Raw genomic sequence first — 19,865 nt, 5'->3', positions numbered from 1 at the left:
GGGCCTCCTCTCCCCGGCCCTCACCTCCCCGAGGGAGGAGAGGGAGTGGCGGACGCGCACGTGTGGCATGACGACTGGGTGCGCACATTCTTACGGGTTGACACCTACTCCCGCAGGGTTAGAGGCCCATTTTCCAAGCTCACGGACAGCATATTGCAAGCCCGAAAGTTAGTTGTCTTCGCGGGCTTCAACGTCCCCTTGACATGAGTTGACGTTGACTCGATGTTGAGGTTCAGCTCAGAGAAAAAATGAAACGGTCTGCCAGACCTTCTGAGTCCGTTCAAAGCCTCGGAATTTGCACGAGACTACGCTCAAATACCGCACCTGTCCCCCCAGAAACGAGCCGCCCAGGGTTTACGTTGATCGAGCTGCTGGTGGTGATCGCCATGATCACAATTCTGGCGGCGATGTTGCTTCCGGCGCTGAACCGGGCGAGAATTGCCGGTGACTCCGCAGTATGCAAGAGCAATCTTCGACAGATCGGGCTCGGCATCCGAATGTATGTCGAACAATTCAACGTTTACCCTGCTGCCGAATTCTGGTGGGTCCAACTTGAACCGTTCGCGGGAACGAAATGGCCAAGAAATCTTTCCTACGGTCCAACCCGCTATGAAGGCAGCCCGAATAACATCTACGCTTGTCCCGCCTACAATCGGTTGGGCGGTCTTTTCCAACCAGGCGGAGGCAACGGCCAAACGTTTGGGAGCTATGGTTATAATTGCTGGGGCGTTCTCTTTAACGATTGGAGGTGGTTTGGCGCCAAACTCGGCTTAGGAGGGGAATTTTGGGTCACGAACACGAGTGGTGGCGGAGAAGTCGTGAACCGGCAGATTATGGGCAGCCGGGTTGTGAGACCAAGCAGCATGAACGAGATCGGCGATGCCTTTCTGCAACCCTTTATTGAGTCTAAGGACAATTTCAAAGGCGTTATGGGTAGTTGCGTCCTGGACAGGGGAGTGGACGAAGCGGTCTTTTTCAACTCTCTGATACTCGGTGCGAAAGATGACGGCTGGGTGGCTGTCGGGCCGACTCGTCAGCGCCACGCTGGCCGGTGGAATGTTGGATTTTGCGATGGTCATGTTGAGAGTCTGAAAAGCGCAGATTTCTTCGACCTGCGGAGAGATGACGTGGTAGCGCGTTGGAATAACGACAACCAACCGCATCGGGAGTTACTGCGGTTGCCATGACAAGAACGTGAGACATCCGTTCTGGCACGGCACCGGCTCTCGATGATGCTTCAAGCAACAGCTACTCGAAGAGCTTGATGCTCAAGTGGGGCGGCACTTTGGGCAGCAGGCGTTCTTATTCAGCTTGAAGCAGTTCGTCGCGTTGAAAAGCGGACACGACAAAGTGGCCCAGGGCCTGGATTTTTTCGCGCCCGCCTTGCTGCCGATCAACCAGGACGGCCACAAATGCCACTTTGCCCCCCTCTTTCTCGACTGCCTGGATGGCGCTGATGGTTGAATCGCCCCGCGTAACGACATCCTCGAGCACGACTACCGAATCTCCTGGTTTGAAGTTCCCCTCGATCAGTTTTCCCTTTCCATGTTCCTTGGCGGCTTTGCGCACAACAAAACATGCCAGCGGCGGGGCGTCCTTCACAAAATACGAATACATCCCGACAGCAACAGCGATGGGGTCGGCGCCCATCGTGAGGCCGCCTACCGAGTTGAGCCGCAGGTTGCGAAGCCCGGCCTCACGTTTGATGAGCGAATGCATCACCTGCCCAACCAGCCATGCCCCTTCGGGATCAAGGGTCGTGAGCCTGCAATCGATGTAATAGTTGCTCCTGGCGCCGGAGGCCAAAACGAAATCACCGTGGAAAACCGATTTTTTTCGCAGAAAAGCGAGCAGTTTCGAGCGGGCTTCTGAGTCGGTCAGCATGGTGCAGGGCTTTTGTGGATTTGAAGCCGGGGCGTCTCAGGCTGCCTTTTTTCGGGCGAGCGCTTCCTCGATGAAATGAACCAGGCTCTCAAAGACCAGCCGCCCATCGGCTGAGCCGAGGATGGGTTCGCTGGCCCGTTCCGGGTGGGGCATCAGGCCGGCCACATTGCCCGCCTCATTGCAGATGCCGGCGATGTTGTCGATGGAGCCGTTGGGATTGGATGTTTCCGTCGGCTGGCCATCGGCGCTGACGTAGCGCCAGAGAATCTGGTTATTGGCTTGAAGCCTGACCAGCGTGGGTTCGTCGGCGAAGTAGCAACCTTCGCCGTGGGCGATGGGAACGCGCAACAGTTTTCCCTCAGGGATTTGGTTCGTGAATGGAGAGCGATTGTTGATGGTTTTGAGAAAGATGTGTTCGCAGCGGAACTGGAGAGAACGGTTCCGGATGAGTGCTCCCGGGAGAAGGCCGGCCTCGCACAGAATCTGGAAGCCATTACAAACCCCCAGCACTGGCCCGCCGTTCGCGGCAAAGGCCTGCACCGCTTCCATCACCGGGCTGAAACGGGCAATGGCGCCTGTCCGCAGATAATCGCCGTAACTGAATCCGCCTGGGATAATCACGGCGTCGGGGGCGCCCAAAGAATGTTCCTTGTGCCACAAGAGCCGTGCGGAATGGCCCAGCACCCGGCCCAGGACGTGCACCACATCCTGGTCGCAATTCGAGCCGGGAAACTGCAGGACAGCAAAATTCATGTTATTCGATTTCGAACCGGTAATCTTCAATGACCGGATTGCTTAAGATTTTGTGGCAGGCCTGGTCGATTTGTTTGCGGGCGCTTTCCAGGTCGCCCTCGGTCAATTCGACTTCGAGGTACTTGCCGACGTGGACGGCCCCCACGCCAATATAGCCCATATGGGCCAAGGCGTTTTGGACCGTTTTGCCCTGCGGGTCCACCACGGCTTTCTTTGGCGTAATAATGATTTTAGCTTTCATTCAAATCGGTTCCACCGCCGTTCCGAAGGCCAATTCTGCGCCAACGCCCAGATTCGGGCTAGAACTTTTTCGCAGCGCCTGGTTTTTTGCGCATCCCGAGGAAAAGCCCCAAGAGCAAAGCGACCAAAATCCATTGAGCGAGCATCAGGCCGGATGGAACAGCCAGTTCCTGGGCCAGCTTGCCGGCAGGAGGGAACCCACCCGCAGACCACAAGTGGGCCAGCCACAGAGCCGGCGCGTTGAGCGCGCTGGTAAATGCCCGGATATTCTTCGGGATAGTAATCGGATAGAAAAATGGCAACGCCCTAACCAGAATGAAGGCGCAGCCCATGACCAGTCCCAACCCAAGCGGATAGATGTGGCGGCGCATACGATTCGGCGCAGCGTCGAATACCTGGAAACACCAGAGCGCGCTGCGTTCAGGCCAAATGTTGGCGGAGGCGCGCCCGGAGTTCAACTGCGGAGTGGCCTGGGGAGCAGCAATTCTCCTTGTGAATTCACAGCAATCTTACCGTATTGTATAACTTCGTAACATTTGTCACTGCGACGAGTAGGCCCGGTAAAACTTGCTCGGCGAATTGCTGGCGCTCAGATCCGTGACCGGCATCGGAAGCGAAGTGGCCACAAAGCTGGTCAGGGATGTCCAGGTGTTTAAGTTCGTGGAACTCTCGATGGCATAGGTCAACCCCAGTTGCTGCGGGTACAGTTGGAATTGAAAGTTTGCGTCGCCGCGCTTTTGAGGTTGATTCAGTATCGGCCCTTGCAGACTTCCGGTGTGCCTGGAATTCTGTTTATACATAGGCCAAGAGGATTTCGCTGCTCCGTTGGTCCCGGAAACAATCGCAAATATCTTTGTCCCCAAGGCGGCGTAAATGGCGCCATCGGACCCGATTATCGGCGCGGTCGTTGCAAGATCAAACCCCGCAATGGGATTGTCAGGAGACGTTACTGCCCACTGCACCTGCCCATTCGAATTCAATGCCCAAACGCTGTTCGAAACGCAATAGTAAACAGCGCCGCCGGCATCAGTTACTGCTGCGCTCCCCGGGCCTCGTGAGGGATACCCCGGTCCCTGCCAACTCGATTGGCCTTGCGAAGTGAACGCAGAAAGAACATGGCTTTGATAGGCAGCAACGTAAATGGAACCATCGACTCCGATAATCGGAGGGCCATCTAGACTGAATGCGCTCGGCGTTGACCAAAGCATGGAACCGTCCCGGGCATAGGCATAAAGAGGGCCGCCGGTGATATACGTCCTTCCGTCGGCCGCGATTGCGGCTGAGTCAGCGGAACCAGACGCCGCCCAGCGCTGTGTTCCGTCCGGCTTAATGGCGTAAAACTGACCCGATTCTCCTGAAGCGATGTAAACGGTACCATCAGGACCTATGGCAGGAGATCTAAAGCTGCCAGTGCCAGCTACTGCAGATTTCCACTTTAGCGTACCAGAACTAGTAACCGCGTAAAGGAAATATGAGCCGTCAAAGTATATGGTTTGATCGGAGCCAACTGCAGGAGAGCCCCCAGTTGCACCCGTGGTTTGGAAAACCCATTTTTGCACCCCCTCCGGGTCTAGAGCGTAAAGATTTCCGTTTCCGCAGAAGTAAATTGTGCCGTCCGCGCCAACGGCAGGAGAGCCCGAGGGTGCAACCCCGAAGCTCCAACGGTTGGAAACCACGGAATTAAAATTCGTAACGGCCACCAATCCCGCAGCCGTGCCAAGGTACACCGTCCCATCGGTTGCTAGAGTTGGGGAGCTGCTAATTGCATTGCCTAAGTCATCACTCCACAGAACCGTGCCGGGAGCGCCTTTGGCCAATAGGTCTGTTCCAAGCAAAGATAACGCCATGATCAATATGCGGATGATTTGGTCAATGTTCATAAACATGAGAAATTCAGAAGCTCACGCCCCCCATGAGACCTGCGGCCAGGACCAAGGGGCGAGGCAGAAAAGTGCTCATATTCAGCAGTTTGACACCCTTTCTAACTTTGTAAGATTTGTCACGGCGACGAGAAAGCCCGATAAAACTTGCTCGGCGAATTGCTGGCGCTCAGATCTGTGACCGGCATTGGAAGGGAAGTGGCCACAAAGCTGGTCAGGGATGTCCAGGTGTTTAAGTTCGTGGAACTCTCGATGGCGTAGGTCAGACCCAGTTGCTGCGGATAGAGTTCAAATTGAAAGTTTGCGTCGGTGCGCTTTTGCGGGCGACCGAGGGCAGGCTTTTCCAGTTTTCCGGTGTGGCGAGGGTTTTGTCGGCACATTGGCCAAGGGGCAGACCCCAGCGTGTTAGTGCCAGCGATTGCGTAAAGCTTGCTTCCCAAGGCGGCATAAATGGTACCGTCCGGACCGACGACCGGAGAGGTTGCCGCGTAATATCCTCCAATTGGGGGCATCGCCGGATAGTTCACGACCCACTGGATTTGTCCCTGAGAGCTTACGGCCCAAACTGCGTTCGAAACGCAGTAGTAAATCATCCCTGCCGCATCAACAGCCGGCACTGTGGTCGGTGGGGAGTAGCCGGTCACTGAGAGCGGCACACGCCAAAGCACCCGTCCCGATGGGCTAACAGCGGCGAGATTGCCACTGGCGCCGTTTACGACGTAGATTGTGCCGTCTGCTGCGACGACAGGTGAAGACTTCGCAAAGAAGTCATCGGAGCTTTGCGCTGGAGTTTGCCACAGATTCGTTCCGTTCGGAGCAAATGCAAATAGTGGACCCTGGGTGATGTACACCGTTCCATCCGAACCGATTGCCGCTGAGTCTCCCATGCCTGAATTATTCTGTATGCTATATGACCACCTTGGTGTGCCATCGGGATTGAAGGCGTAGAGGGAGCCAGCGAAGGAGGTGAAATAGACTGTGCCATCGCTTGAAACTACGGGAGAACCGCTTTGACCGTTGACCGGCGAAGCCCACTTTTTGGCCCCAGCGGGTGTAAGAGCGTAAAGGCTGCTGTCGCCCACGATGTAAATTGTTCCATCGGCGCCGATGGCAGGAGATGAAAGCCCCGTGGACTGGAAAGCGTAAGACCACTTGGTTGAGCCATCTGGATTGAGCGCGTAGCACCCCAACCCCGAGGCGAGAAAATAGACCGTTCCGTCCGCCGCCACCGCCGGAGAGGACGTAACGCCTTGCCCGACCGGGAAGGTCCATTTATTGGAGGCCGTTGTCCCTGCATTGGTGATTGCCGTCAATGCGGTGGTCGTGCCGAAACAAATCGCGCCATCTGGCGTGATTGCCGGTGAGGATGATATCGCTGTCCCGGCGTCATAAGTCCAAAGCACTGTTCCCGGGACGGGTTGGGCCGATGCGCCGATGGCCCCCATGAGACCTGCGGCCAGGATCAAGGGGCGAGGCAGAAAAGTGCTCATATTCAGCAGTTTGGCATCCTTTCTAACTTTGTAACGTTTGTCACTGCGCCGAGTAAGCCCGGTAAAACTTGCTCGGCGAATTGCTGGCGCTCAGATCGGTGACCGGCATCGGGAGGGAAGTGGCCACAAAGCTGGTCAGGGATGTCCAGGTGTTTAAGTTCGTGGAAGTCTCGATTGTGTACGAAAGACCAATCTGCTGTGGATACATCTGGAACTGGAAATTACTGTCGCTCCGTTTCTGAGGCTGACCAACTGCAGGTTTCTCCACCTTCCCAGTGTGGCGGATATTCTGACGGTACATTGGCCAGGGGGATCCGGTCGGGCCATTTGTTCCTGAGGAGATAGCGTAGAGTGTGCTCGCCAAAGCCGCGTAAATGGTACCATCCGGTCCGACTATGGGAGAAGAGTTTGCCAGATCCCCACTGGGAGGCGGAGCCACCGGAGAGGTCACACTCCAAAGTACTTTTCCCTGGGCATTTAGAGCCCAAAGTGAATTCGAAACGCAATAATAAATTGTGCCGGCAGCATCCAACGCCGCGCAGGTGGCGGCGCCATACTGGGGGTTCGAGTTAAAGGCGTGCCAAAGCACCTGGCCAGCAGGCGTGAGAGCCCAAAGTGTGCGCCCAGTGTCCGCTACATAAATTGTACCCCCACTTGCGATTACAGGCGGCCCAGCAAAACCGGTACCGGAACACCAGAGGTTAGTCCCTTCTGGGTTGAACGTGCACAAGGAGCTGGCCGAAACAACCAACGTCCCATCGGACGCGATTGCCGGACAATCCCAGGGAGCCGAAGAAAGGCCACGAGCCCACCGTTGACTGCCATCCGGGTTGATCGCGTAGAGCTCAACCCCTTCCCAAGAACCTGCGTAGATCGTCCCGTCAGGACTCACAACGGGGGATTCATAGTTCCCAGTGCCCGCGACAGAGGTCTGCCACTTCAGTGATCCAGAAGGCGTAACAGCGTAAAGACTTAAGTAGCCCTCAAAATAAACCGTGCCGTCTAGTCCAATTGCTGGCGTTCCTCCACCGCTCTGCGACTGGTAAAGCCACCGGAGGGTTCCATCTGGATTGACCGCATACAGCGCACCTCCGCTGCCCACAAAATATACTGTTCCGTCTGCTCCAACAGATGCCGAACCAGACGGTGGGGATGAAAAGGTCCATTTGTTCGAAGCGGTAATTCCGATGTTTGTGATGGCATATAGACTTGCCCCCGCGACATAGATTGTGCCATCGGGTGCGAGCGCAGGTGAAGATCTTATGGTGCTTCCAGTATCATATTTCCAGAGCACTGCACCGGCTTTTGACTGGGCTTGTGACCTTACGGCCCCTAGCAGCGAGAGCGCCAGCGAAATTGTACTAAATCGAATCGTCATAATCATGTCTCTCTAAATAACTGACACTTCCGTCATTGTGCCACCACGACTGAAGGCACATTAAAAGCTAACGTTAGTAACCACGAAGGTGTATCCTCCTGAACCCACTTGAAACACGGTGGCACCGTGGCTCCAAGCGGGCCAGTTTGTGAAGTAATAGGAGTTCACACCTGGCGAGTTAATCGCCACTTGACCGCTCTCAAGAACACCTCCTAAGTTGTTCGTCGAAGGAATGTATACCGATGCGGATGTGTTGGCTGGAATCGTTAAAGTAAGTGTATAAGTGCTCCTTGTCGCATCATTCGTCCAATAGCAGACTAAATTCCCCCGAACGTTATTGAGAAAAGCGAATGCGTTGGTAACACATCCGCCTGGCTCTGGTTTGATAATTACATTTTTAAATCCGGGATTGTTGTCGTCAGGATTTACCCCGCCAACCGTTTTCCATATCCATTCCGAAACGGCACCGTACGGCAAATGGTTGAAAGACGTAAACGGATTCCAAGGCGAGACCGCAGGGAAATAGCCGCGGTCGTCACCGCCGGCCGCAGGATTCGCCGGTCCGGACAAATATGTATCCCAGCCCTCCTGACAGGTGGTGGCCCCGTTAACCACAGGGTAAAGCCATGAAGGGAAATTAGTGTCCATCAGGATTTTGTAGGCCAGGCTTGTGTAACCATCGCGTGACAGCTCCAGCATTTCTCGCGATGAGAAATAATAGCCGGTGGAGAGGTGGTTTGTACAATAGGTGTTCGTAAACCCATCGCTCGTATACGCATTGTTATAATTTTGCACTCCATACGCCCCTCTGAGCAGAATAGAAATAACGTTTGAACGCTGGCTGTCTGGCACCATGTTGAAGTATACCGCCGTCATGCAGTCAGCCTGAGATCCTCCGTTGCCTCCAACTCCAACAATATTGGTTCCGCTGTACGTCACTAATTGATTGGAAGCATTTGTATAGGCATTTCGTGCCATGGCCGCCAAACCGCTAAAGTGGGTATAATCATTCAGGTAGGCGGTGGCACTTCCTTGATCGGTAGCCTGGCTCTCCAGAACCCGGGCAACACTCGCAGCTAGATCGAGCGAGTACGCGCTCCAGCCTGTGCCCCAGTTTCCATAGCTTACACTTGCGTGGCCACCGGCCGTCGTCCACCCGTAAGGATGGGGGTATGAGAGTTGCCAGTTGAAATAGTCGCCACTGCCCCAGTCGGTAACCTCGGCACTCGATGAGTTCCAAATGCTGCTGTCGGTGTGCCATTGGCCAGTTGAGGCCTTGCAAAGATTGGTGAGATAACCTATCTGATTGGTTATCGAGTGGTAGCTTGCCTTAAGAATGCGCGTGTCACCGTAGTTCTGATATAGTCGCCATGGAAAAATAATTCCCCCCGCTTGGGCGCCAGGGTCGGAGTATCCCAATCCGATACCCGTATGTCCATCCCATGGTGCAAAATCTGTGAACGCACCATCTCCTCGTAGCGTCTGTGCATCGCGAATATCACACACCCACTTGGTGAGGAAGGCGCCCAAGTCCATGTTAAAGCACGCAGTCTGAGAAAAAATGTGCTCATCGAACAGGTAACCCTCTCTTTCAGCACGCTGAGTGCAGGCCGTAAAGACGCCTTGGAGATTGCCCTGCTGTCCCCACTGCGCGTTGGTCATGAGCTTATTGATAAAATTGTTCGTTAGCACCCAGTTTGCCGCGACATCGCTGGGATTTGTACCTGGGTCGTTTCCGGAACAATAAAAGGCACCCGTCAGGGGCACCCCCGACCGGATGACGCATCCCATGAGAGAATTCGTTGTAAGACTCGCGGTAATTGAGTTCGACGCGGTGATTTCTACATATCTGAATCCGTGATACGTGAAATGGGGATGGAGTTGTTGGACGGAATCCCCATTCAGAATATAAGTATCGATTTGCATCGGTGGGGTTCCCAGGTTGAGAACATAGACGTTTCCACTGCCCGTGGCGAACGCGCCATTATTTTTGGAGTCCAAACTAAGGCCTTCGCTATGACGGAGCCTCACCTGCCATCCTATGGCGCTAACGCCATTCGTGTTCGTAATAGTCAGATTGCACCAACCAACGATATTCTGGCCCATGTCAAAGATTGTAGCGGACTTGCCCTGCTCATTACTCCCCGCCCACATCGCTATAGGGGTTACATAGCGAACCACCTGAATGGGTTCGTTTGGCTGCGTTACGAGGAGATTAGCGTTTAACGGGTATGTAGCGACTGGCACCGTAAATGACTGAGGAATGAATGAGGCAGTCGCCCAGTTTGTGTAATATCCTTCCTGGTTAGCGTCGTCCTTCTCGCCCTCGTAGAGCTCTGCGGCACGGATTAGCCCATTTGTCGAGCATGTCCAGTTAGCGTCGGTCGAAATCGTGGTACGACTATTGTCGGTGTTCGTGATGATTAATTGCAGCAGGAACTGGGGATTTTTCGCCCCGTAATACCCTGGGGTTCCGTAATCAGTGTCGCCGTAGCACCAACCCTCCCCAAGGAGTGCGCCAATTATGTTTGTCGAGGGCGGAACGCCGTTCAAGTATCGAGCGACGTCGAATGTCTGGTACTGAATCCGCTGGTTATAATCTGTCCATTCCGGGGCGAGGACATTTGTCCCGACCTTCTGCCCATTAATCCACAGTTCATAAACACCCTTCGCAGATACGTAGGCCGTCGCCGTCGCAACCTGCTTACTCAAAACGACATTGGTACTGCGAAAAATCGGAGCAGCGTAACTTGAAACGTAGCTGTTCACACCTATCCAATACGCACCATTCCAGTCGCTCGGATTCAATAACCCCAGTTGAAACATCGCTCCGTTGGTGGCCCACGTGCTTAGTCCGGTGTAGAGGTCCCACGTGCGCACGTTCCACCATAGGCGTTGCCCTGATTGCAGGTTAACTCCGTTGTACTGCACATGAATCGTTTGGTCCGAATATTCCTTTCCGCTGTCCCAGAAGTCGCCATAGCCGTTTGCGACATTATTCGACGTGGAACCGACAATAACTTCATACGCAAGCTGTCGTTCGGCGCGCTGAGGAGAGGTCACGATCCAATAAAACCGGGGCGGTCCGTAATTGGTTGTGATGCCCCACGGATTTTGGCGGTACTCGCAGCGCAGGTATTGGGGAACGAGCAGGTATTTGTAGTCATCCGAGCCATCCAACCAGTTGGAGGAATTGGTGGTGCTCCCGTCCCCCGCCGCGTTTTCGACATAATCCGGCGCGCCTCCCCCATCGGTGTCAATCGGACAGCCGTTTGTGTCCACGGCCACGAAATGAAGGCCCACATCGAGAAAACTGTTGGTCTCCTTGATTTCCCACCCGTTCACGAGGTTGGTGTACATCGTGTAGTGGTACAGCCCAACCTGGTCGGCGGTTGTATTGGTGTCGGCGTTGATGAGCGCGCTGTTGGTGAGCTGGTAATAATTGCCGAGAGGACCGGCCTGGTAAGCCGGTGATGCAGGCAGAACGATGTCAGTGCTGTTGGTTGGGGTCAGGCGGTCGCAGTTCGTCACGAACGCGTTGAACCCTCCGATGTACCCGCCTGTGTCATACGGGAGCGACGTTCGGTCGAACAGGTTGTCTTTGACAACTCCGTTGGTGGTGTACCAGGGGGTGAACACCAGCGTTCCGCCGTAGAACAGGTTGTTCCGCATGACGGGAACATAACTGTCTTGGGCCTCCAAATCCAAGTTCACTCTCTCGAGGAGGCAGTTCGTCAGGTTGACCGATGTCGGCTCATTCTGGATGATGCCGTCGTGGAATTGGCAGTTCTGGAAGTTGATGGGCAGGGTGGTCCCGCCTCCCCAGCCGAGGTGCAGGGTATCCTGGGCAAGAGAGGAAAAATCAGTGAACCGGCAGTTGATTGCGGTTGGCACGGACCCGCTCTGCCAGTTGGCAAGAATGAACGAGTATATCCCCCCATTCCAACTGGAACTGCCTTGTTCCTGGACGGCGGCGAACTCGGTGAACTGGACAAGGTTGGTCGCTGAGCCCTGGCAGAGCAACTGGGCGGAGGTGGAGATGGCCAGCCCGCCCGGGTAGGTCCCGTGATAAGCCGTGATTACCGTTCCGGGGGTCACGGTAATCGTGGCGTTGGTGACGTAAACGTAGGGAAACGCGAAATCGATTGGGTCATAACTGTACCCAAGGTCCGGCGGCATGCAGGTGTCCCGCTGCGCCTGCGGATAAAGTACCGTGTTTGTGAAAAGATAGAGCACGCCGGACGAGCTGTAAACCACCGGGGGATAGGTTGTGCGCCGGCCAAGATCGCTTAGCAGGCTCGAATTGATATTGCGTGTGCCCGCCCCGCGGAAGCCGCTATTGGCTGCGAGGTACGCGGTCCCTCCGCCGACCGTTTGGAGCGGCGAACTGCCCGGGGTCGGTGCGACGTCGGTTCCAAAACTTGTGGTTTGGAAAAATCCGTTGTAGTCGCCGGAGAGGGACAGAATGCCTGCCGTAAGATTCGTTACGTTGACAAACACGCAATTGGTCGCCGCCAGCGAGCAACCCGTGGGCGCGGACGGGGCCGAGGCGAGATAGCTGCTCCCGCTGAAGGTCACGTTTTCAGCGGCAAGGGTCAGGCCGCCTCCGGCAACAATGTTGGTGGGGACGTTGTAGAACAGCGCGTTTCTGAGGTGGACCGTCCCTCCGCCCACGGAGAGACCATTCTGGCAGTTGACGAACTGCGCGTGAGAGATGTCTGCCGAAACTCCACCCAGGGAGACGCCGATGGAGGCGTACGAAATGCGCAAATTCGAGAGGACCGGCACAGCGGGGCTGATACCGGCGAAGTTGAAGGCCGGATTTGCGTAGTAGCCGGAGGGCGCCGGCCCGCTGCCGCTGATTTGCTCGCCGACAGACTGATCATCCACGGCGGTGCAGACAATGGGTCTGTACATCTTTCCACTGAATGTCAGGTTGGGAGTGCCGTAACCCGGGATCAGGTTGATCGAGCCGTTCGTCGCAAATTTCAAAACGGTTCCGCCCTCCGCGACGTTGTTGCTTCCGTATAAGTATATCTTACCGCTGACATAGTATGTGCTGTCGCTCTGCAGCGTCAGGTTGGTTTGTGTAGTCAAGATTATATAATCCATCAGGAACCCTTTCCTCAGCGGCCGGGCCGCCGCCATCCTCATCGGGATGGCTGTGCCGGCCCGCCAGGTCGGGGGCGCGGCCTGGCGGAGCGCCATCCTGCGCACCAGCGCATCCGGGGAGGCCGGCAGGTCCGCTGAAGCCGGCGGGGAGGCCGGCAGGTCCTGGAGTTGGGCCTGAACACTTTGGAACGGCACCTCCTCGACCAGGCAGGTTTTGGAATCAAGCAGGACCCAGTGTTTGTTGACGCGGATTTTGTTCGTCTCGGAGCCCAGGGCGAAGGCCGTCCCAGGGCCCATCTTCATCACGCCAAAATCCAGGCAATCATCCGTGTCCGAGCCCACCTGCGTCGTGGCCACCTGCGGAACCGGAGCGGTGTCGAATTCGGTTATCACTTGGAGCATCGTGCTTGCCGGATCGAGCCCCCATTCTGAGGGAGAGGGCGGCTGCTGGCGCAAAACCACGAACTGTTCTAATGATGAAATCGAGTTCACATAATAGAGGTCCGCGTCCAGGCCCGAGAATGCTCCCGGGTAGGCGACCTCATTGCCTGAGGGCAGCAGCTCGCCCACCGAGTTTGTGACCTCGGCAATCCAGACGGCTTTGCCGCTCGATGTATCAAAGTAGCTCAAACCGAGGACATGGCTGGCCAGAGTTTTCGCGTCCGGAGTGACCAGGTTAATGGCCGCCCCCGCGCTGCCAATTTGTCCCGCGAATGCGAGGGAATGCTGGGCGTTGGTTGCCTGGGCGCCTGTTGCTGTGGGTGTGATTTGATCGCTGGAATCGGCCCATTGGCCGGAAGCGTCCAGATGCCCGATGCCCGTGGCCAGTTCGACGTAAGAGTTGGTTTTTGCCGCGACATGGTTGGCAGCGTTCGTGAACAAGGTCACTCGTTCCCAGATACGCTGGTGCGGACCGCGTTGAGCTATAAAATAGTTCGTGGTTGTGCCGGTGGCCAGTGGCGAATTCGGGCCATTCGATACGGGTATTTGGGCTTGGGTCAAAAGACTTGTTACGCTCGCAAGCGCTGCCAGAACTGCCTTTGTCCAGGCGGAGACTGCGGCGCGACCTGGCAGGGTTTTCATAGGTTATTTGGGGTTTAAGGCGACTTTCTGCGGCTATGTTCGCTCAGTGAAGGTCTGGTTGTTGTTGGCGAAGGGGTCACCGAGGCGGGGCGCCACCAGCGATTCTCATTATGCGAACGCGGGCCGGAACGCCCCCATTCGCGGGGGTGTGGCGGTGTGACGAAGGGCCGAAACCGTTCTCAACGGTTTTGAAGTGGTCCCGGGAGGTTGCGATGAAGGTGGGAAACCGTTGAGAACGGTTCCTCAGCCTCCATGCGCCGCCAAACACCCCCATGAATGGGGGTGTTAATAAGATTGGTCCTGAATTGAAAATGAGAATTGCGGGGCGCCGCGGGGGGCCGGCTGTTGCGTGTCTGTGGACTGCGTACCCTTTGCCTTCGGGGCGCACGGACTCGATCGATGCAGATCTCATAGCCATCGTCGGCGGGGGGACAGGGCCTCACCAACAGATGGGATACTGGCAGGAATGCTTATCAGAAGTCAACACATATCTTGTAGGTATGTTTATCACGACGTATCATCAATTGCTGTTACATTGACAATTTTTGGGGGCTGCCGGCAGCAGCAGCGGGTTGTGGCGCACCGGGCCGGGTATCGGTTTAGCCCTGCACAGGTTCCCGGATCGGTTCGGTGACACGTTGGCCCGCGTCAGCATTGGTTTCCGGCGCACTGCGCCGCATAATGAAAAATGCCGGGCCGGGTGGACTGGGCTTTTGCATTGAGACAACAGGGGCAAGCGGCTACAACAAGCTGATGTTAGCGATCCTGGCGCTCTTTTTGACCGCTTCGGGCCTGGTTTTTGGCGGCCCATTGCCCGTGGAATCCACTGGCGCCGCGCTCCTCTACACCAATTATCAGGCGCCCGAGGTCCCCTGGTCCATCCATATTGTGCGCGTCGCGCGCGGAAGCCCGCAGTACGAACTTCATTCGAGGCACGCCGGCGGGGGAGTTCTAGGCTTAAGCACGCTGAGCGCGCAGGCAAAGGCAATCAACCCTGTTCTGGGCAGGGCTGTTGCGGCAATCAACGGAGGGTTTTATCAGAGAGACAAAACCTACGCGGGCGTCCCGCGCGGGCTGCAGATACAAGATGGGGAGTTGTTGCATGGGCCAACCGGCGAGCCGGCATTCTGGATAGACAGCCAAGGCGAGCCGCGCACAACCAATGTGACCTCTTTCTTTCAGGTCGTTTGGCCGGGAAACGTGGCCACTGGCATTGCGTTGAATGATGATGGCTCCAAGGCGCCCTTGGTGCTCTACACCCCGGCGATAGGACCCTCGACTCATACCTCGGGAGGCCGCGAGCTGATGCTGGAGCGAGCAGGGCGCGGGCCATGGTTACCCCTGGAGATCGGCAGGACCTACCGGGCGCGAGTTCGCGAAGTTCATGGAGGGGGCGACTCGCCAATCGCAGCCGGGATTTTGGTCTTATCCATGAACCAGGCAATGGCTTCCCGGTTTACAGACATCTCGACCGGAGCCGTCTTGCGCATTTCGTTAGCCACCTTCCCAAATTTGCGCGGGGCCAGGATAGCTCTCAGCGCCGGTCCGGTCCTGCTGCGGGATGGGAGGCGCCAGAAGGTTGGCGCCGACATTACGCAGGAATATGAATTCAGCTCGATGCTTGAACAGCATCCTCGCTCGGCAATCGGGTGGAACCAGGACTTCTTTTTTTTAGTCGAAGTAGATGGACGCCAAAAGGAACTCTCGGTGGGAATGACTCTCGACGAATTATCGCGCTGGCTTTTGAAGCTGGGTTGCGAAGACGCACTCAACCTCGATGGCGGCGGTTCGGCGACCTTGTGGTTCAAAGGCCAGGTCCGTAACAGCCCCTGCGATCATTACGAGCGAACGATTGCCAACTCGCTGATCGTGGTGGAGAGGGCCAGCGCCAAAGGAACAATTTCTGCCGCCAAGGCGCAGGCCAAGGAATAGCCATGCAGCGACCCAATAGTGGCCTTAGCGGGAATAATGAGTGGACGGTGGGATGGACTACACATAGAGGGACCCCTCTCCCCGACCCTCTCCCCTTCGGAAGGGGAGAGGGAGAATCCTCAGCAGCTTACGGTTGTAGCGCATGTCACAGACCCCTCTATAATGCAGCTTTGGCTGCGATTTGCATTCTGGCCGGGCTTCTGATGCCAGTAGCAAGTGGAGGCGACACATTAGCCAACGCTGAATCGCGCCGGCACGAGCACTGGCTCACCTACACAAACGACGTTATCCCGGATGTGCCTTGGTCGATTCATATCGTTAGAATTGAACGTCCATTCCCGGAATTTGAGTTCTGCACCACGCTGGGAAACGAGCGGGCCTTCGCAATGGCGACGGTTTCCGAACAGCTCAAGAATCTGCTTCCCGCAGAGGGGCAGCCTTTGGCGGCAATTAACGGTGACTTCTACGACAACAGCAAAAATTACCAGGGCCGCCCGAGAGACCTGCAAATTCGGAACGGAGAAGTGGTCAGCAGCCCGGCTGGCCACACGTGTTTCTGGATTGATCCGGCGGGCAACCCGCGTATGACCAATGTGGAATCTCGCTTCCGTGTGATCTGGCCTCAAGGCGGCTCGATGCGACTCGGGCTGAACCAGGAGCGCAGCGCGGAGGGCGCGGTGCTCTACACTTCGGTAGCAGGGCGATCGACCCGAACCAGCAGCGGGACCGAGTTGGTCCTCGCGCGCGGTGATAAAGGCCCCTGGCTGCCCTTGCAGGCGGGCCAGCTTTACACCGCGCGGGTGCAGTCCGTGCGGCACGACGGCGACACGGCTTTTGATAGCCAGACGATGGCGCTTTCACTTGGCCCTGCTCTGGCCGCCACAGCCCCTGCATTGCAACCCGGAAACTTTTTGCAGATTTCAACCGAGACTGTTCCTGACCTTTCCGGAGTCCAGACCGCCATCGGCGGCGGGCCGGCCCTGGTGCATCACGGGCGAGTAATGCAATGGAGCGGCATCATTCATGTCCGCCATCCCCGCAGCGCCATTGGCTGGAATAAGAATTTCATTTTCCTCGTCGAGGTGGATGGACGCCAAACCGAGGTGTCGCTCGGGATGACCTTTCCAGAACTGGCCGATTACCTGGTAAAATTGGGTTGCGACGAAGCGATGAATTTTGATGGCGGCGGCTCGGCGACTCTTTGGGCGCTGGGTGACGTGCGGAACAGCCCCAGCGAAGGGCGCGAACGGCCTGCAGCCAATGCGCTGGTTGTGCTCAAGAAAAAAAAGCCGAAGAATTGAAGTCCTCTTGAGACCGGAACGATATAAATACTGGGAGGACGGTGGGATCGACTACACACAGAGGGACCCCTCTCCCCGGCCCTCTCCCCTTCCGAAGGGGAGAGGGAGAATCCCCGGCAGATTACGATTGCAGCGCATGTTGCGGACTCGGCTATACTTATGGACGTTCACTCGAGTCGCTGCCTGGGTGGCGCTCGGTCTGGGACTTTCGGCCTGGGGAGCCGGCGGCCCGCCCAGCGTCCTTGTCGCTCCGCATTCTTTGCCTGGGGCCGACTTGTTCACCAACGGCGCGGTTGAGCAAATTGAAATCCAAATCGCCCCTGGAGACGTCGAGAGCCTGAAACGCGATCCGCGGCAATTCGTTCGCGCCACGGTTTCTGAAGCGGGTCGCACGTACCGGAATGTTGCCGTTCATTTGAAAGGCTCTGTCGGAAGCTTTCGGCCAATCGATGACAAACCTGGTTTTACTCTCGATTTTGAGAGATTCGCGGCGGGCGAAGCATTCCACGGGCTTCGCCGGATTCATCTGAACAATTCGGTCGAGGACCCCAGTTACGCGAATGAACACTTGGGTAGCGAACTCTTTCGGGCCGCCGGGGTGCCGGCGCCCAGGGCCGGTTACGCGCTGGTGCGGTTCAATGGCCGGCGATTGGGTTTGTATGTGTTGAAGGAGGGATTTACCGAGGACTTTCTCTCTGGATATTTCCAGCACGTCGGAGGCGAGCTTTATGAACCCGAGTCCGGGCACGACATTGACCAACATCTCAAACGCAATTCGGCGCGGGCTCCTGCAGGGGACCGGCACGCCCTCAAAGCCCTTGCCGCCGCCGCCCATGTTCCGGACCTCGCGCGACGATGGGAGCAGCTTGATCAAACGTTGGACGCACAGCGGTTCATTGCGTTCATGGCCCTGGAGGTCATGATCAGCCATCGCGACGGCTATTGCCTGGCTCGTAACAATTTCAGGGTTTACCATGATCTCGATAGCGGCAGGATGGTATTCTTGCCTCACGGGATGGACCAACTCTTCGGCATCGCCGATTTGTCCTGGAAGCCCTCGATGGCCGGGCTGGCGGCCCGGGCCTTGAGAGAAACCACGCCAGGAGAGCAACTTTACGAACAGGAGTTCAAAGACCTGTTCACCAACCTGTTCAAGCCGGATGTCCTGACCAAACGCGTCGATGAGCTGGTCCTGGGCTTGCGCCCTTTTGTGCAGGCTGAGGAGTTCCGCAATATCCGAACAGAAGCCGGCGAGCTAAAAGCGCGAATTGCACAGCGAAACCACAGCCTGCAATTGCAGTTGGCCCAGCCGGGGCCTCGCGCGCTGGAGTTCAGCAATGGCCTCGTCCGCCTCGATGCCTGGAAAAAACGCGACGAGCCGGCCGGCGGCAAAATGGGGAGGACTATTACATCGGATGGCGTCGGGGCGCTATATATCGCGACTTCGTCAAACTCGATGGCCTCATGGAGAACCGAGAGGGTGCTGCCACGAGGACATTATCGATTCGAAGGCAGGGCGCGCGTGAATAACGTGATGCCGCTCCCTTTCGGGAAGCACCAGGGCGCCGCGCTGCGGGTCGAGGGCCGCTCCAGGGACCCGGGAGGTCTAACAGGCAATTCCAACTGGCAGCCGCTCGGGACGGATTTTGAGGTCGCGGTCGATTCGCAGACCATCGTGTTCATTTGTGAACTCCGCGCCAGTTCAGGCGAAACCTGGTTTGATTCCAACAGCTTGCAGGTGAGTTCTATTGAGCACTGACCGCGGAGTTCCGATTCTCGGCTTCCCGTTCGAAAAAACACTCTGGGCATTTTGCTGTTCAGTTTCTCTGCGCTCTTTGCGTTCCTTCGCGGCTAAAGGAAGCAGCCGCGAGAGAACGCAGAGAACGCAAAGAATCTGGATTTCGACAAAAAGCGCGAGTATTTTCAGAAAGCCGTTGACATTTGACCGGCATCGGGGCTATGGCGTTGGGCAAACCAGCGATTATGAATCCCATTCGAGTCACTCTTTGGAACGAATTCATCCACGAACGCACCAACGCCGGGGTGGGCCGGATTTATCCTGAGGGCATTCACGGGGCATTGGCTTCGGCTTTGAGGATTCATCCGGAATTGGAGATTCGCACGGCGACCTTGCGCGAGCCGGAGCATGGATTGGGCGAAGAGGTGCTGGCGCACACGGATGTGTTGGCGTGGTGGGGTCATGCGGCGCATGATGAAGTGAGTGATGCGGTGGCGGCGCAGGTCCAGCAACGCGTGATTGAAGGGATGGGCCTTATCGTGCTGCATTCGGGGCATCGTTGCAAACCGTTCCGCTGCTTGATGGGCACGAGCTGCCATTTGTGCTGGCGCGAGGCTGGAGAACGCGAGCGGGTTTGGGTCGTCAATCCCGGCCATCCCATTACCCGGGGAATTGACCGGTTCATCGAATTGGAGAATTCCGAGGCTTATGGCGAACCATTCGGGATTCCGGCTCCCGATGAACAGGTCTTTATTTCCTGGTTCGAAGGGGGTGAAGTTTTCAGGGGAGGCAATTGCTGGGTTCGAGGGAGCGGGCGCATTTTTTATTTTAGTCCGGGGCACGAGGCCTATCCCATTTATCATCAGCCGCTGATTCAACGGGTCATCTACAACGCCATTCATTGGGCCCAGCCACAAGGCATTAAAGCAGAGGTCCCCTGCCATGTGCCGGTCGAAGCGGCCCGGGAGAAAATCCTACCTCGGGGCTTGCGTCTGCATGATCCTGCAGGAGCGCTGGGGTGATTTGAAAGAATTTCCCCCTAAAAATTTCAAAAATTCCCCCTTTGCGCTGGAC

At 56.5% G+C, this 19,865-nt stretch carries 13 protein-coding genes; 5 read left to right on the top strand and 8 right to left on the bottom strand.

Going from position 1 to position 19,865, the window contains the following annotated elements; genetic code table 11:
* Positions 1-293: 293 nt before the first annotated feature.
* Positions 294-1,187: a prepilin-type N-terminal cleavage/methylation domain-containing protein gene (locus tag VG146_09235; protein ID HEV2392532.1), complete on the top strand. Its 894-nt coding sequence runs from the start codon at positions 294-296 to the stop codon at positions 1,185-1,187.
* A gap of 115 nt (positions 1,188-1,302) precedes the next feature.
* On the opposite strand, the gene pyrE is transcribed toward VG146_09235, so the two are convergent.
* The 8 genes from pyrE to VG146_09195 all read right to left on the bottom strand — a co-directional run bounded on the left by pyrE (position 1,303) and on the right by VG146_09195 (position 13,820).
* Entirely contained in the window at positions 1,303-1,884 is a 582-nt protein-coding gene (pyrE, locus tag VG146_09230; protein ID HEV2392531.1) for an orotate phosphoribosyltransferase, read from the bottom strand.
* 36 nt (positions 1,885-1,920) lie between these two features.
* Positions 1,921-2,637, bottom strand: coding sequence for a phosphoribosylformylglycinamidine synthase subunit PurQ (gene purQ, locus VG146_09225; GenBank protein HEV2392530.1), 717 nt, complete (start codon positions 2,635-2,637; stop codon positions 1,921-1,923).
* A 1-nt stretch (position 2,638) separates the two neighbouring features.
* Entirely contained in the window at positions 2,639-2,878 is a 240-nt protein-coding gene (gene purS / locus VG146_09220; protein ID HEV2392529.1) for a phosphoribosylformylglycinamidine synthase subunit PurS, read from the bottom strand.
* 58 nt (positions 2,879-2,936) lie between these two features.
* Positions 2,937-3,248 (bottom strand): hypothetical protein, encoded by a 312-nt coding sequence (locus tag VG146_09215; protein ID HEV2392528.1) that lies wholly within the window; start codon positions 3,246-3,248, stop codon positions 2,937-2,939.
* Positions 3,249-3,416: 168 nt separating this feature from the next.
* The gene (locus VG146_09210) at positions 3,417-4,757 is read right to left on the bottom strand and encodes a PQQ-binding-like beta-propeller repeat protein (GenBank protein ID HEV2392527.1); all 1,341 of its coding nucleotides are present in this window, start codon (positions 4,755-4,757) and stop codon (positions 3,417-3,419) included.
* 119 nt (positions 4,758-4,876) lie between these two features.
* Positions 4,877-6,247, bottom strand: coding sequence for a PQQ-binding-like beta-propeller repeat protein (locus VG146_09205; GenBank protein HEV2392526.1), 1,371 nt, complete (start codon positions 6,245-6,247; stop codon positions 4,877-4,879).
* A 40-nt stretch (positions 6,248-6,287) separates the two neighbouring features.
* Complete coding sequence (locus tag VG146_09200; GenBank protein HEV2392525.1) at positions 6,288-6,548, bottom strand: hypothetical protein; 261 nt, start codon at positions 6,546-6,548, stop codon at positions 6,288-6,290.
* A gap of 1,137 nt (positions 6,549-7,685) precedes the next feature.
* A complete protein-coding gene (locus VG146_09195) occupies positions 7,686-13,820 on the bottom strand; it encodes a family 78 glycoside hydrolase catalytic domain (GenBank protein HEV2392524.1) in 6,135 nt (2,044 codons plus the stop codon).
* A gap of 753 nt (positions 13,821-14,573) precedes the next feature.
* Here VG146_09195 and VG146_09190 point away from each other — a divergent pair.
* From VG146_09190 to VG146_09175, 4 genes are all read left to right on the top strand, one after another.
* On the top strand, positions 14,574-15,752 hold the full coding sequence (locus tag VG146_09190; GenBank protein ID HEV2392523.1) for a phosphodiester glycosidase family protein: 1,179 nt from the start codon (positions 14,574-14,576) through the stop codon (positions 15,750-15,752).
* A gap of 203 nt (positions 15,753-15,955) precedes the next feature.
* Positions 15,956-17,053: a phosphodiester glycosidase family protein gene (locus VG146_09185; GenBank protein HEV2392522.1), complete on the top strand. Its 1,098-nt coding sequence runs from the start codon at positions 15,956-15,958 to the stop codon at positions 17,051-17,053.
* Positions 17,054-17,189: 136 nt separating this feature from the next.
* A complete protein-coding gene (locus VG146_09180; protein ID HEV2392521.1) occupies positions 17,190-18,812 on the top strand; it encodes a CotH kinase family protein in 1,623 nt (540 codons plus the stop codon).
* Positions 18,813-19,036: 224 nt separating this feature from the next.
* The gene (locus VG146_09175) at positions 19,037-19,813 is read left to right on the top strand and encodes a ThuA domain-containing protein (protein ID HEV2392520.1); all 777 of its coding nucleotides are present in this window, start codon (positions 19,037-19,039) and stop codon (positions 19,811-19,813) included.
* The last annotated feature ends 52 nt before the right edge of the window (positions 19,814-19,865 follow it).

The sequence above is a fragment of the Verrucomicrobiia bacterium genome, from assembly GCA_035946615.1.
GTDB lineage: Bacteria > Verrucomicrobiota > Verrucomicrobiia > Limisphaerales > UBA8199 > DASYZB01.
Note: the sequence above shows the minus strand (reverse complement) of the source record. Positions and strands in the feature narration are given on the sequence as shown.

Coding starts and splice junctions, on each gene's coding strand:
- pyrE (HEV2392531.1), bottom strand. CDS start 1,884: ATGCTGACCGACTCAGAAGCCCGCTCGAAACTGCTCGCTTTTCTGCGA.
- VG146_09190 (HEV2392523.1), top strand. CDS start 14,574: ATGTTAGCGATCCTGGCGCTCTTTTTGACCGCTTCGGGCCTGGTTTTT.
- VG146_09185 (HEV2392522.1), top strand. CDS start 15,956: ATGCCAGTAGCAAGTGGAGGCGACACATTAGCCAACGCTGAATCGCGC.
- VG146_09200 (HEV2392525.1), bottom strand. CDS start 6,548: ATGTACCGTCAGAATATCCGCCACACTGGGAAGGTGGAGAAACCTGCA.
- purS (HEV2392529.1), bottom strand. CDS start 2,878: ATGAAAGCTAAAATCATTATTACGCCAAAGAAAGCCGTGGTGGACCCG.
- VG146_09175 (HEV2392520.1), top strand. CDS start 19,037: ATGAATCCCATTCGAGTCACTCTTTGGAACGAATTCATCCACGAACGC.
- VG146_09210 (HEV2392527.1), bottom strand. CDS start 4,757: ATGAACATTGACCAAATCATCCGCATATTGATCATGGCGTTATCTTTG.
- VG146_09195 (HEV2392524.1), bottom strand. CDS start 13,820: ATGAAAACCCTGCCAGGTCGCGCCGCAGTCTCCGCCTGGACAAAGGCA.
- VG146_09215 (HEV2392528.1), bottom strand. CDS start 3,248: ATGCGCCGCCACATCTATCCGCTTGGGTTGGGACTGGTCATGGGCTGC.
- VG146_09205 (HEV2392526.1), bottom strand. CDS start 6,247: ATGAGCACTTTTCTGCCTCGCCCCTTGATCCTGGCCGCAGGTCTCATG.
- purQ (HEV2392530.1), bottom strand. CDS start 2,637: ATGAATTTTGCTGTCCTGCAGTTTCCCGGCTCGAATTGCGACCAGGAT.
- VG146_09180 (HEV2392521.1), top strand. CDS start 17,190: ATGTTGCGGACTCGGCTATACTTATGGACGTTCACTCGAGTCGCTGCC.